Consider the following 13,483-nt stretch of genomic DNA (forward strand, 5'->3'; position numbering starts at 1 on the left):
GCGCGCCACGCCGCGGATCCACCGGCCCGGCGGACCTCGTACCCAGAATGGCAGGGGGCGGAACCGGAACCGGAACCGCCCCCTCGTGAGAACCCGCTGGTTCAGTTTCCGCAGTGGAAGCGGGCGCTGCCCCAGTCGGCGTGGTCGTTGCCGTTGTCGTCCCCGCCGTCCGCGACGGCCAGCTCGACGTACTTCGCGCCGGTGACGTCGGCTTCCAGCTGCCACGCGGTGTCCGCCGCCTTCAGCACGGGCGACGCGGCCTTCACCGTGCCGTCCGCCGTGACGGAGAACTGCACACTCCCCCGCGAGGTCTGCACGTCGTCCACACCGACCTCGGCGGTGAACGAGGTGCACTTCCCGCCCAGGTAGTAGCGGACCTTCGCCGGGGCGTGGGTGCCCAGGCCCTTCTCGTACGCGGTCCCCCCGATCTTCAGGGGGGTGCCGTCGCCGGCGCCCGTCCCTCCGTTGGAGAGGTCGCGCTCGACCGGGCCCCAGCCGTTCTCCGAGCTCGTCCAGTCCAGGTCACTGGCCCAGCTGTCGGTGACGGGCGGCGGGGGCAGGGTCCGCACGGTGGTGTTCGCGCCGAGGGTTCGTGCGGTGCCGGCCACCGTGTACGAGGCGGCGGCAGCCAGGTCGTACGCCTGGTACGCGGCGTCCGCGGGCGGGGTGACTTGCCAGCTCGCCTCCGTCTTCGCGCCGGGTGCGACCCGGTCGACGGTGACGGGGCCGGCGGGCTGTGCCGTCCAGCCCTCCGGGAGGGTCAGTCCGACCTCGACGCCGGTGGCCTCCGTCGCCTCGTGGTTGGTGAAGGCGGCCTTCACCGTGGTGGCCACTCCGGGCTCCAATGCCTGGGTTCCGGCCGTGACGGCGAGCGTGGCGCAGGCGGCCTGCTCGCCCGCGGGGGCGGCTCCGAGGTCGGTCACCGTGAATCCGTCGAGCACGAAGTCGGCGCCCTCGGGAGCGTCGCCGCGCTTGCGCAGCCCGGTCCAGGTGTCTCCGCAGCCGGCGGTGACGGTCTCGGTGAAGTGACCGGTGGTGAGCTGCCTGCCGATCGGCGTGGCCCGGGTCTCGGTGGAGGCGGGGGCGCCGTCGGCGTCGATCCGGTCGTATCCGTCGACCCACTCGTAGGCCCCGGCGTGGCTGGACTGGTAGTCGTACTCGATCTTGTAGCGGCGGCCGTCGGTCATCGGGACGGTCCACGGTGCGGTCCGGTAGACGAGGCCGGTGTTCTCCTCGTGGGCCTTGAGCGACTCCTTGCCGCCGAGCACGTCGTCGACGAGCTTCCCGTTCCAGCCGGCCTGGGTGTAGGGGGCGTGCAGCTGGGAGATGCTGGTGCGGGGGTCGGTGGAGCCGCCCGCGTCACCCTTGAGGAAGGGTCCCCAGCCCTGGTCGACGTCCTCGAAGTCCTCGTAGGCGACGGTGCCCGGCTTCGTCGCCGGGGCGTTGGCGACGATGCGTACGTCGTCGGCCCGCACGGTCGCCGTGCTGCCGCCGGCCGCCTCGATGCGCAGGGTGGTGCGGCCGTCGGCGGGGGCGGTGAAGTTGACCTTGGCGCGCTGGAAGTACGTGCCGTGCCGGTCGGACGCGGCGACCTGGTCCTCGGCGGTGGACCGGTCCACGGCGACGGACTTCCCGCCGGCCGAGAGGGTGGTGTGCCGGCTGCTGCCCGGCTCGACCTCGATGAACGCGGAGGCGGTGTAGCGCGTGCCGGGCTTCAGTCCGGTGATGCGCTGGGAGAGCGCGGCCGTGCCGGAGCCGGAGAGCTCGGCGCTGTTGCGTCCCTGGTCGTCGGTGTCACGGGTGACGGTGCCGGTCCGCGTCCAGTCGTCGAGCCCGCTGTCGTTGAAGCCGGGGTCGTCGACCGGGGTGTCCTCGCCCCACCGCGGGTCGGCGGCCTGCGGCGCCCTGTCCGGGTAGAGGACGTAGGGCTGTCCGGCGGTGGCCTTCAGCGTGATCTTCCCGCCGGCGGGCCGGACGGTGCCGGTCTTGACGCGGCCGTTGTCGGTGAGCTTGTAGACGGTGTACGCGCCCGTGCCCGGTACGGCCCAACTGCTGCTGCCACCGGCCTTGTTGTAGTGGTAGAGCTTCTTGCCGCCGTCCCAGGGCAGAAGGTAGCCGGTGCCGCTGAGGACCTTGCGGCCGTGATCGTAGAAGGTTCGGCTGCCGTCCTCGACCGTGCCGCGCACCCCGCCGGTGAGTGTGATGTCGTTGCCGTCCCAGCGGGTGATCTTCTGCTGCTGGAGGTACTTGGCGGGGAGGTTCCTCTCCCAGATGTTGGCGTAGAAGGCGTTCCAGTCCGTCTCGCCGGTCCAGCCCTCGAAGTCCTCCAGCGCGGTCTGGCCGAGGACCGGGTCGTTGTTCCAGATGTCCTTCTCGTCGTTGCGGATGAAGCGGATGATCTTCGAGTTGAGGCCCTTGTTGGTGGCCCCGCCGTAGTCGAGGTCATTGGCCCAGTGGGACCAGAGCGAACCGCGCTCGAACTTGTCGGCCCACTCGGTGCCGACGTTCCAGCCCTGCTGCTGCACGGCCCGGAGGGTCTTGTCCGCGATCCAGCCGTGCGAGTAGTAGACGTCGATGTAGAGGAAGTCGAGGTTGTCGTCGGTCTCGTCGCGCAACTGCTGGAAGCGCTTGGCGAGGTCTCCGCTGTTGATGTCGCGGCGCTGGTCGATGTAGTAGCTCTGGTTGAGCCAGTTCCAGCCGGGCTTCGTCTTGTCGACGAGCTTCTCGTCGAACGCGTTCGCCTCGGGGTAGGACTCGGTGGCGTTGACGTGGACCCCGAAGGTGGCGCCCCACTTCTTGCCGTCCTCGAGCAGCGCGTTGAGGTCCTTCAGGCCGCCGGCCCGCTTGTTGTAGTTGCCGCCGTAGTCGGGGTGGGCCGAGTCGTGGCCCTCGGAGCCGTAGCCCTTGAGCACCGCGAGCTGGCCGAGGCCGTCCGTGGCGAGCGAGACCCGCTTGACGTCGTCGAGGGTGCGCAGGAAGGGGTGGGTGGCCTGGCTGGCGAAGTTGAACGGGATGTGGGTGATGACCCGGTTCGCGGTGTCCTCGGAACCCGGCGCCGTGATTCCGATGGACCGGAAGGCGACCGCGCCGTCCTGCCAGTTCACGGCCTTGTCGCCGTTGGCGTCGGGCGTGACGACGACCTTCGCCCAGGGCAGGTTCGCACCGCTCTCCGGCTTCGGCGCGCCCTCGCCCCGGTAGGTCCACTGACCGGACCACACCCCGACCCGGACGCTGCCGTCGGCGGCCTTGCGGGCCTGGTGCCAGAAGCGGGCGTCGTCGCCGCCGGTGGCGCCCGAGGGCTTGTCGTACGTGGAGTTGGACTCGACGGCGGCGGCCAGGGTGCCGTTGTTGACGATGGCGTACGAGGCGCCGAGCGGCGCGCTGTCGGCGGCCGTCTCCTCGGTGACCTTCGCGAACACGTCGGCGGTCTTCGTGGAGTCCGGGTCCAGCCGGGTGAACGCGGTGGCGGCACCCGTCTCGGTGGAGCCGACGGAGACCAGGTCGTGGCCGGGTATGTCGATGGTGCCGACACGGAAGGCCTCGGTGTCGCGGACGGCGGCCACCCTGAAGGTGGTGGCGCGTCCGGCCACGGAGAGCGTGGTGTCGATCTCCACGCCGGGCAGATCCTCGAAGGCGAGGGTGTAGCGGGCCTCCCCGGCGGTGAACTCGGGCGCGCCCTTGAGCCGCACGGGGTGGGCGGCACCGTTGAGCGTGACGGCGGTGACCGGCTGTGTGCTGCCGGCCAGCTGCGCGCCACTGGCCCGGTCGGTGTACGTCAGGACGCGTGGGAAGTCCTTGGCCACGGAGACGGACAGCCGCTCCGAGGCGATGACGGCGCCGGCTGCGGCGGGATCGGCTGCCGCGGCGGGCGGCGGGTCGGCGGCTGCGGCGGGGAGTGCGGTCCCCACGAGGGCCAGGACGGCGGCTGAGGCGGCGGCGACTGCGCCCGCCGAACGGAATCTTGACGACATGAGGACTGAGTAATCCCCCGGCCTCGGCAGGGTCAACGTCATACCGCCCCGAGGGACTTACCAGTCCAACAACCGTGGTCGGTTAGTCCAAGAGCGGTGGATCGGGCCGGGCCGGGTCACGCGTTCAGTTCCTGTTCACCGCGAGCACGCGACCATCGACCGAGGGTTGCGAAATGCCCCTCCGAACCGTCGAGTTGTGAAGAATCTCGATTCTTGAGAGCGCTCTCAGTCGTAAGTCTTGACGGTCGCGGCACCCGTGACGAAAGTGGTTCGCACCGCAGGCGGCCCCCCACCGCACGCCTCCCTCTCCACCACCCCATGACTCCGTCTGCGGCCCCCACACCTCGGGAGTTCTTCATGATTTCGCGCAGAATGTTCCTGACGGGCGCAGCCGCCTCCGCGACCGCGCTCACCTATCCGCTCTGGGGCAGCGCCCTGAGCCCGCGCACGTCGGCCGCACCGGCGACGTGCGAACTCGCCCTGGAGAACCGCTCGTTGCCGGGCACGGTGCACGCGTACGTCACCGGCCACGAGCAGGGCACCGACCGCTGGGTGCTGCTGCGGGCCGACGGCAGCGTCTACCACCCGGACTCCCCGGGTGCACCGCAGACCCCGCTCCCGGTGGACTGCGCCATCCCGCTGAAGCCCGCGGGCGCCGGGCCCGTCGTGCTGACGCTGCCTCAGATGTACGGGGCCCGGGTCTACTTCGTGCGCGACGACAAGCTGGACTTCTACCTCAACCCCGGCCCCTCGCTGGTCGAGCCGGCGTTCGCGACGCCCACCGACCCGAACTACGGGCGGACCTGGTCGTTCTGCGAGTTCACGTTCAACCCGCAGCAGATCTACGCCAACATCAGCTACGTCGACCTGGTGACCGCGCTGCCGATCGGCCTGACCCTGGAGGGCGACACCACGCACACCGTGGCACCGCTCCCGGACGGCGCGGTGCAGCGCATCGCCGACGACCTGACGGCGCAGGCCGCCGCCGACGGACAGCCGTGGGACAAGCTGGTGACGCGCGGCTCGGACGGGAAGGTCCTGCGGGTCGTCTCGCCGCAGAACCTGATGGCGCCGTTCTTCGACCGGCCGAACGAGATGCCGTTCCGGGATCTGTTCACGGCTCAGATCGACGAGGTCTGGGAGAAGTACCGCTCCACCGACCTGCGGATCGACCTCCAGGGCGGCCGGGGCACGCTCGCGGGCCGGGTCAGTGGCGACACCCTGACGTTCGAGGGCGGTCACACCTTCGTCAAGCCGACGTCGAAGGACATCTTCACCTGCAACCACGGGCCCTTCACGAACAACCCGGGTGACTCCGACGACAAGAAGGCACTGCTGGCGAGGATCGCAGCGGGCTTCAACCGCTCGATCATGCTCAGCCACCCCCAGCAGCCCAACGGCACCACGGTGGCGGACTACTACAAGGGCGCGGTCACCAATCACTGGTCGCGCGTCGTCCACGCGAACTCCCCGATCGGGTACGCGTTCCCGTACGACGACGTACGCCCGGACGGCCAGCCGGACGTCTCCGGGGCTGCCCACGACGGCAACCCGCGGCGCTTCACGGTGAGCGTCGGTTCCTGACCGGAGCCCTGCCCCAGGACCCCGGGCCGCCCGCCGTCCCCCACACGGCGGGCGGCCCGGACTCCTGCCCTGCCGGCGGCCCGGACGCCGTCCCGACAACCGGAACGTGTAACTCCAGAGATACGCGGACCTCTTGACTTCGCAACATCCGGAATGGAGAGTGCCCGGCACCCATACTTGTATATGCCATCGGCCGGAGGCGCCCGTGTGTGACTTGCACGATCCCAGCGAGCACGACCATGAGATCCACGCGGCCGGTGACGGGCTCAGCCGCCGCCGGATCATGCAGCTGCTCGGAGCCGCCGGAATCGCCACCACGGCGGTTGCGGCATCCGCCGATCCGGCGATGGCGGCGGCCTCCGACGAGGCCGCGGGCCTGACGGCGGCGGGCACCGCCTACACACCGCCCGAGGGGCTCGCCCAGGATTCGCCGGCCAAGCGGACCGCGCTCGGCTGGATAGAGCGGAACGCGTCACGGATCACCGGTCTGAACGACGAGATCTGGGAGCACGCCGAGCTGAGCCTGCGGGAGTGGAACTCCTCCATCGCCCAGGCCGACTTCCTGCGCCGGGCCGGCTTCGACATCGAGTTCGGCACGGCCGGCTTCCCGACCGCGTTCACCGCCACGTACACCCGTGGCAAGGGCGGTCCGGCCATCGGTTTCAGCGGCGAGTACGACGCACTGCCGGGCCTGTCCCAGAACAAGGGGGTGGGCGAGCACGATCCGAAGGAGTACGTCCACGACCCCTTCGCCCCGAGTTACGGACCCGGTCACGGCTGCGGCCACTGCGCCCTGGGCGCGGCGGCCGCGGCGGCGGCGGCCGCGGTCGCGGAGGCCTCCCGGAGCCACAAGCTCGACGTGACCGTGAAGTTCTTCGGCTCGACCGCCGAGGAACAGCTGATCGGCAAGACCTACGCCGTCAGCCGGGGCGTGTACGACGGACTCGACGCGTTCCTCGACTGGCACCCCTCCACCGGCAACGCCACCGGCTGGGGCACCTCCAACGCGATGACGGCCGTCACCTTCACCTTCCTCGGCGTCGCGGGCCACGGAGGCACCCCGCTCGGCAACAAGAGCGCGCTGGACGCGGCCGTGATGATGGCGACCATGTCGGAGTTCCTCCGCGAGGAGAGCATGGCGTCCTCCGCCCGGCTGCACTGGGTGATCAACAACGGCGGCGACATCCCGAACGTGACGCCGGAGATCGCGGAGATCTCCTACTACGTGCGGGAGGGGAGCGTCGAGCGGGTCCAGTCGCTGCTGGAGAAGGTCATCGCCGTCTCGGAGGCGGCTGCGACCGCCAGCCGCACCTCGGTGCGGCACAGGATCACCTCGGCCTGCTGGAACCAGCTCCCCTCGAAGGCCTTCGCCGAGCTGATGTACGACAACATGCGGCAGATCGGGCCGCCGAAGTTCTCCGCGGAGGCCCAGCGGCTGGCCAAGGAGCTCCAGGGCTCGCTGGGGCTGCCGCAGAGCGGTCTGCACGACAAGATCGGTGAGCTGTCGCCGCCCAACCCGGTGTTCCTGGGGGGCGGCTCCACCGATGTGGCCGATATCAGCTGGCAGGTTCCGACCGTCTCGATGGGTGCCGCGCTGGCCCCCATAGGGTCGAAGATGCACACCTGGTCGACCGCCTCCTGCGCGGGGGCGGCGCCCGCCCACGCGGCCGTCAAGGCCGCCGCCGCCTATCTGGCCGCGACGGCTGTCGACCTGCTGGTGAAGCCGGAGCTGCTGCGCGGGGTCACGGAGGAGTTCGAGAAGCGGCGCAAGGACGTGGCCTGGAAGACGGCACTGCCGGACGGGTACGAGCCCCCGATGTACGAGCCGCCGGCCTGGTTCCTGAAGAGGACGGGACAGAGCTGGCCGCCGGAGAACATCACCTGGCCGCCGCGCCGGGTGATCAGCAAGGAGAAGTTCTCCTCGCTCGGGCCGGCGTTGCCGCCGCAGACCTGACACGTGACGGGCCGGGTGCCCGGCGGCCCCGAGCGGCTGCCGGGCACCCGGCTGCGCGCCGCGTACCGGCGCGGGGCAGGATCCTGTCCGGGGGCCCGTACCCGTGCGCCGCCTCCCCAGCTGGTCCGCAGCCATGTTCCAGGAGAACGCATGCCCTTCGACGTCCACGCAGTCCGCGCGCAGATCCCGGCCCTGAAGTCCGGGTCGGCCCGCTTCGACGCGCCCGGCGGCACCCAGACGCCCCAGCCGGTCATCGACGCGATCGTCGACGCGCTGGCGAACCCGCTCGCCGTCCGGGGCACGCAGAACGAGGGCGAGCGCAACGCGGAGGCCATCGTGGCCGGGGCCCGGTCCGCGCTGGCCGACCTCCTGGGGGCCGAGCCGCGCGGCATCGTGTTCGGCCGCAGCTCGACGCAGCTCACCTACGACCTCTCACGCACCCTGGCCAAGGACTGGGGGCCCGGTGACGAGGTGGTGGTCAGCCGTCTCGACCACGACTCCAACATCCGCCCCTGGATCCAGGCCGCCGAGGCGGTGGGCGCGACGGTCCGGTGGGCCGAGTTCGACCCCGCGACCGCGGAGCTGACGCCCGGCCACGTCGCCGCCGTACTCGGCGAGCGGACCCGGCTGGTCGCCGTCACCGGCGCATCCAACCTCGTCGGCACCCGCCCCGACCTGCCCGCCATCGCCGGGCTCGTCCACCGCGCCGGCGCACTGCTGCACGTCGACGCCGTGCACTACACGGCTCACGCGGCCGTCGACCTGACCGCAGTCGGCGCGGACTTCCTGGTCTGCTCGCCGTACAAGTTCCTCGGTCCGCACATGGGCGTGCTGGCGAGCCGGCCCGAACTGCTGGAGACCCTGCGGCCCGACAAGCTCCTGCCGTCCACCGACGCGATCCCGGAGCGCCTGGAGCTGGGCACCCTCCCGTACGAGCTCCTGGCCGCCGCCCGCGCCGCGGTGGACTTCATCGCCTCGCTGGCTCCCGGCACCGGGGGCACCCGGCGGGAGCGGCTGCTCGCCGCCTTCGAGGAGATCGAGGCGCACGAGGACGCCCTGCGGGCCCGTATCGAGACCGGGCTGGCCGCCCTCGACGGGATCACCGTGCACTCGCGGGCTGCCCTGCGCACACCGACCCTGCTGCTGACGTTCCCGGGCCGCTCGGCCGCGCTGGCCTCGCGGTATCTGGCCGAGCACGGGGTCGACGCTCCGGCCGGCTCCTTCTACGCCCTGGAGGCCTCGCGTCATCTGGGTCTGGGCGACGGCGGCGGGCTGCGGATCGGCCTCGCGCCGTACAGCAGCGCCGAGGACGCCGACCGGCTGCTGGACGCCCTGGCCGCGTTCCTCACCGCCCACCCCGCCGACGCCTGAGCGTCCCCGGACGCACGGTGCCCCCGTCCCGCCGGACGGGGGCACCTGTGTGTGCGGGATCAGCAGCCGCCGCAGTTGTAGTACGTCACGTCCCAGTGGTTGCCCTCGTCCGCGTAGACGTTGCCGGATCCGGACTGGTACTGGGGTGCTCCGTCGCCGCGCACGCCGATGTAGGTGAACGCGCTCTTCACGTAGTTCGTCAGGCAGGTGGTCTTGCCGAAGTCGAGCTTGTAGCCGTTCCAGTGCGAGTACGTGCCACTGGCGTGCCCGGTCTCGGTGCCGCCGGTGATGTTGAGCCCGCATCCCGTGGCGCTCTTGAGCGTCTGGGCGCCCTGGGCGCTGGTGAGGTTGAGCTGGTCGAAGGACGTACAGGTGGAGACGTTCCGGTTGGAGCAGCCGCCGGACGAGGACCAGGTGATCCCGGAGGAGCTGAAGCGGGAGGTGGCCTGGGAGTGGGTCAGCTTGGTGACGGCGTGGGCCTCGGTCGCGCCGCCGATCACGCCGACGCCGGGTGCGAAGAGCACACCGAGGACGAGGGCGAGGGCGGTCAGGGCCGAGCGGAGTACGGGACGGGTCAGCATGGGGGGATTCCTCCTGCTCATGACAAAACGGGGGATGAGCGAGCTGCCGTGCGGGGCGAGCAGGGAGATCCTGCCCGGTTCTACGCGCGTCCGCCAGAGGTGCCGCGTGACCGAAAAGCATGCGGAGCGGCTTTCGGAAGGGCCTGGACCCTTGTTGTTGAATTTCGAACCACATTGGTCTACAGTCAATCTCGTTGAAGGTTAAACAAGAACTTCGACAGCCACTCGCCTGAACACGTCCCCGAGGAGGAGCCATGGCTCTGTTCAACCGCAAGAACAACGACGCCCCGTCCACCACCGCCACCCTCGCGGTGGACCCCGCACTGGCCGCCCTGACCGGCACCTACGCGATCGACCCGGCGCACAGCAGCATCGGCTTCACCGTGCGCCACGCCATGGTCACCAACGTGCGCGGCTCCTTCGGTGAGCACGAGGGCACCCTGCAGCTGGACGGCACCGACCCGGCGAACTCCTCCGCCTCCATCGACGTCAAGATCGCGAGTGTCGACACCGGCATCTCCGACCGTGACGGCCACCTGGTCAGCGGCGACTTCTTCGAGGCCGAGAAGTTCCCCCTCATGACCTTCCGGTCCACCACGGCCGAGCAGCTCGGCGGCGACAAGTACCGCGTCACCGGCGACCTCACCATCAAGGACGTCACGCGTCCGCTCGCCATCGACCTGGAGTTCAACGGCTCCGCCACCGACGTCTACGGCAACGAGCGCGTGGGCTTCGAGGGCAGCACCGACATCCTGCGCTCCGACTGGGGCCTGACCTGGAACGCGGCGCTGGAGACCGGCGGCGTGATGGTCAGCGACAAGGTCAAGCTGAACTTCGACATCTCCGCGATCAAGGCCGCCCCGCAGGCCTGAACCGTACGGAGATCCTGAACCGAGCGCGCCCGCCTTCGCTCCCCCACGGGGGAGGAGGGCGGGCGCTCGGCGTCCGGGGCCTCCGGTCACACGGTGCGGCGCACCTTCAGCGCGTTGTCCGTGCGGGTGGTGGGGTTCCCGTCCGGGTCGTTCTGGATCCGCTCGTGCTCCGCGCTGACCAGCACCTCCCACTCCCCGTCCGGGAGTTCGAGGGAGGCGAGCACCTCGTCCGTGGTCGGCAACTGCACATCCGGGTGGTCGTGCTCCCAGGCGGGGAAGCCCGCGTGCCCGACGATCAGGAGTACGCCACCGGGCGCGACCACCGAGGCCGCCTGCCGCAGGATCCGCTCGCGCGGCAGATCACCCATGGAGTGCAGGAACTGGGCGGAGACCAGGTCATACTCCCCCTCCGGGAACGAGGCCCCCAGGTCGTGCCACTGCCAGTCGATCCGGTCCGCCACGCCTGCCTCGGCCGCATGTCCGGCCGCCCGGTCCAGAGCGACCCGCGAGATGTCGGTGGCGGTGACCGTCCAGCCCCACCGGGCGAGCCAGACCGCGTCGGCGCCCTCGCCGCAGCCGAGGTCGAGGGCGCGCCCCGGCTTCAGGCCGTCCACTTCACGGACCAGAGCGGTGTTGGGGTTCCCGCTCCAGATCCGGTGGCTCTCGCGGTACCGGTCGTCCCAGAGTTCGGCGTCGGTCCGGGTGGTGTCGTCGGTCATCGTGTCTCCTGCAGTCCGTGACGGCGGTCCCCGAGCACGCGCTCGGTCACCTTGCGCTCGGCCTCCGCCGAGAAGGGTTCCCGCCGGGCGGCGACCGCGCGGCCGGTGTCCTCGGTGACGAGGTCCGCGTTCATGGCCGACCCCGCCTTCAGCCCCGCGTTGGCGGCGCCGATCACCTGCTCCATGAGGTTGGCGACGTTACCGGCCACCCACACCCCGGGTACCTCGGTCGCACCGGCCGGATCGGCCGCGATGTAGGTGCCGATGAGGTGGTCGCCCATCTCCATCGCGGTGGGCACGAGGCCGAGGCTCTCCAGGACCCCGGAGCGCGCGGTGAAGCGCGGCTGGACCACGAGCACCTCGCGCGGGATCACCGTGCCGCCGGCCAACCGCACTCCGGTGAGCCGGTCCTCCTCCACGTCCAGCCCGGTCACCTCGCCGTCCACGACGGCGATGCCGCGCGCGGCCAGCTGCTCGTACTCCTCGTCGGTGAAGTCGGACCGGAGGTGCCGGAACAGCACCACGTCCTCGCTCCACTGCCGCCAGAGCAGTGCCTGGTGCACGGCCATCGGGCTCACGGCCAGGATGCCGATCGCGCGGTCCCGTACCTCCCAGCCGTGGCAGTACGGGCAGTGCAGCACCTCGTGACCCCAGCGCTCGGCCAGACCGTCCACCTGCGGCAGTTCATCGACCAGCCCGGTGGTCACCAGCAGCCGGCGCGCCTCGACGGTGCTCCCGTCCTCCCGTACGACCCGGAATCCGCCGTCGGGGAGCTTCTCGGCCGCAACGGCCTCGCCCTCGACGATCTCGGCCCCGTACCCGGAGGCCTCCGCCCGGCCGATGGCCAGCAGCTCCGAGGGCGGGGTGCCCTCCCGGCCCAGGTAGTTGTGCACGTGGGACGCGGGTGCGTTGCGCGGGCTGCCCGCGTCGATCACGAGCACGGAACGCCGCGCCCTGGCCAGGGCCAGGGCCCCGCTCAGGCCTGCGGTCCCGCCACCCACCACGACCACGTCGTAACGCTGATTCTTGCCACTCATGCGAAACACCTCCATCTACGGCAGATGGTGCGCGCCCGGCCCCGTTTCGACAAGCTTGCTTGCCGAAGCGGCAAACTCGCACCAGACGGTCTTCCCCGGACTCCGCTCCCCCACCCCCCATGCGTCGGCGAGCGCCCCGACGAGCACGAGCCCGCGCCCGTACTCCGCGTACGGGGCAGGGTCCGCCCCCTCCTGGACCTCGCCGCCCCCGCTGTCGTGGACCTCGACCCTGAGCACTCGCTCCCAGGAGAGCCGGACCCGGAATCCACGGCCGGGCGGGACGCCGTGCACCAGCGCGTTGGTGGCGAGTTCGCTCACGCAGAGCAGTACGTCGTCGACGGGCACCCCGCACGCCCAGTCGAGCAGCGTCGCACGCACGAACTGCCGTGCGAGAGGGATCGACCTGCGCTCACGGCGGTAGAACGCCTCGCGGAAGCAGAGGAGTTGAGTTGATTCATTCACGGGACGACTGTCACAGAACGTCACTAGGGTTGATCAGCGCGTCAGGTCGTACACCGAGTTTGTACGGGTGCTGACGGGTCCGGCGGGGTCGCGTACGGGGAGGGGCACAGCATGCACTCGGCAAAGAGGAACAAGCGGGTCACGTCCTGGCACGTGATCGGCGCGCAGCTGGCCACGTTCCGCAAGGCGGCCCGGCTGACGCAGGCGTCGCTGGCCGACCGCTTCCGCGTGGGCGAGGACACGATCGCCTCGATCGAACAGGGCCGCCGGCCGCTCCAGGCGGACTTCGCGGCGCAGCTGGACGAACTGCTGGACACCAAGGGGGTGTTACGGGTCGCGGTGGCGAAGGTGCCGCAGAGGGAGCGGTTTCCGGCGTTCGTGCAGGACTTCGTGGAGTACGAGCAGGAGGCGGTGACGCTGCTGTCGTACGAGAACCAGGTGGTGCCTGGGCAGCTTCAGACGGAGGAGTACGCCCGCGCCGTCTTCGTCAGCCTCTATCCGCCCCTGGAGGACGACGAGCTGGAGGAGCGGGTCGCTGCACGGCTCGACCGGCAGCGCATGTTCGACCGCAGGCCCCGGCCGATGGCCAGCTTCCTGATCGAGGAGAGCATCCTGACCCGCCCTCTCGGAGGACGCTCCGTGCTGCGCGAGCAGATTCAGCACCTGCGCCGCTGCGCCGAACTCCCCTTCCTGGGACTGCAGATCATGCCCACTGACCGGGAGACTCACGCCGCCCTCGACGGTCCCATGGTCCTGCTGGAAACCCCCGATCACGATCAACTGGCCTACGTGGAGGGGCAACGGGTCAGCGTCCTGATCGACGATCTCGACGAGGTCAGTGTGCTGCAACAGAAATATGGGATGCTGCGTTCGCAGGCACTTTCCCCCGAGGAGAGCATGCGCCTGCTGGACGACCTGCTTGGAGAGTGAGT

At 70.6% G+C, this 13,483-nt stretch carries 10 protein-coding genes; 5 read left to right on the top strand and 5 right to left on the bottom strand.

The window, feature by feature from the left end; translation table 11 throughout:
• Positions 1-101 precede the first annotated feature (101 nt).
• Positions 102-3,971, bottom strand: a complete 3,870-nt coding sequence (locus OG257_RS11620) for an endo-alpha-N-acetylgalactosaminidase family protein (protein WP_329207030.1) — start codon at positions 3,969-3,971, stop codon at positions 102-104.
• A 357-nt stretch (positions 3,972-4,328) separates the two neighbouring features.
• Between OG257_RS11620 and OG257_RS11625 the strand changes: the two genes are divergently transcribed.
• From OG257_RS11625 to OG257_RS11635, 3 genes are all read left to right on the top strand, one after another.
• The gene (locus tag OG257_RS11625; protein WP_329207032.1) at positions 4,329-5,555 is read left to right on the top strand and encodes a glycoside hydrolase family 64 protein; all 1,227 of its coding nucleotides are present in this window, start codon (positions 4,329-4,331) and stop codon (positions 5,553-5,555) included.
• Positions 5,556-5,760: 205 nt separating this feature from the next.
• Positions 5,761-7,509 carry an amidohydrolase gene (locus OG257_RS11630; protein WP_329207034.1) on the top strand — a complete coding sequence of 583 codons (1,749 nt, stop codon included), beginning with the start codon at positions 5,761-5,763 and terminating at the stop codon, positions 7,507-7,509.
• A gap of 150 nt (positions 7,510-7,659) precedes the next feature.
• The gene (locus tag OG257_RS11635) at positions 7,660-8,880 is read left to right on the top strand and encodes a cysteine desulfurase-like protein (RefSeq protein WP_329207036.1); all 1,221 of its coding nucleotides are present in this window, start codon (positions 7,660-7,662) and stop codon (positions 8,878-8,880) included.
• 59 nt (positions 8,881-8,939) lie between these two features.
• Here OG257_RS11635 and OG257_RS11640 read toward each other — a convergent pair whose 3' ends face one another.
• Positions 8,940-9,461 (bottom strand): hypothetical protein, encoded by a 522-nt coding sequence (locus tag OG257_RS11640; protein ID WP_329207038.1) that lies wholly within the window; start codon positions 9,459-9,461, stop codon positions 8,940-8,942.
• Between the two features lie 254 nt (positions 9,462-9,715).
• Between OG257_RS11640 and OG257_RS11645 the strand changes: the two genes are divergently transcribed.
• On the top strand, positions 9,716-10,333 hold the full coding sequence (locus OG257_RS11645; RefSeq protein ID WP_329207039.1) for a YceI family protein: 618 nt from the start codon (positions 9,716-9,718) through the stop codon (positions 10,331-10,333).
• Positions 10,334-10,419: 86 nt separating this feature from the next.
• Here the strand turns inward: OG257_RS11645 and OG257_RS11650 are convergent, their stop codons facing one another.
• The 3 genes from OG257_RS11650 to OG257_RS11660 are packed head-to-tail and all read right to left on the bottom strand — an operon-like array spanning position 10,420 to position 12,551.
• Positions 10,420-11,052, bottom strand: coding sequence for an SAM-dependent methyltransferase (locus OG257_RS11650; protein ID WP_329207041.1), 633 nt, complete (start codon positions 11,050-11,052; stop codon positions 10,420-10,422).
• Positions 11,049-12,089, bottom strand: a complete 1,041-nt coding sequence (locus OG257_RS11655; RefSeq protein ID WP_329207043.1) for an NAD(P)/FAD-dependent oxidoreductase — start codon at positions 12,087-12,089, stop codon at positions 11,049-11,051. Before OG257_RS11655 ends, OG257_RS11650 begins: the two co-directional genes overlap by 4 nt.
• Positions 12,090-12,104: 15 nt before the next feature.
• Positions 12,105-12,551, bottom strand: coding sequence for an ATP-binding protein (locus tag OG257_RS11660; protein ID WP_329207045.1), 447 nt, complete (start codon positions 12,549-12,551; stop codon positions 12,105-12,107).
• A 111-nt stretch (positions 12,552-12,662) separates the two neighbouring features.
• On the opposite strand from OG257_RS11660, the gene OG257_RS11665 reads away from it, so the two are divergent.
• Entirely contained in the window at positions 12,663-13,481 is an 819-nt protein-coding gene (locus OG257_RS11665) for a helix-turn-helix domain-containing protein (RefSeq protein WP_329207047.1), read from the top strand.
• Positions 13,482-13,483 lie beyond the last annotated feature (2 nt).

The organism is Streptomyces sp. NBC_00683 (assembly GCF_036226745.1).
In the GTDB taxonomy this organism is placed as follows: domain Bacteria; phylum Actinomycetota; class Actinomycetes; order Streptomycetales; family Streptomycetaceae; genus Streptomyces.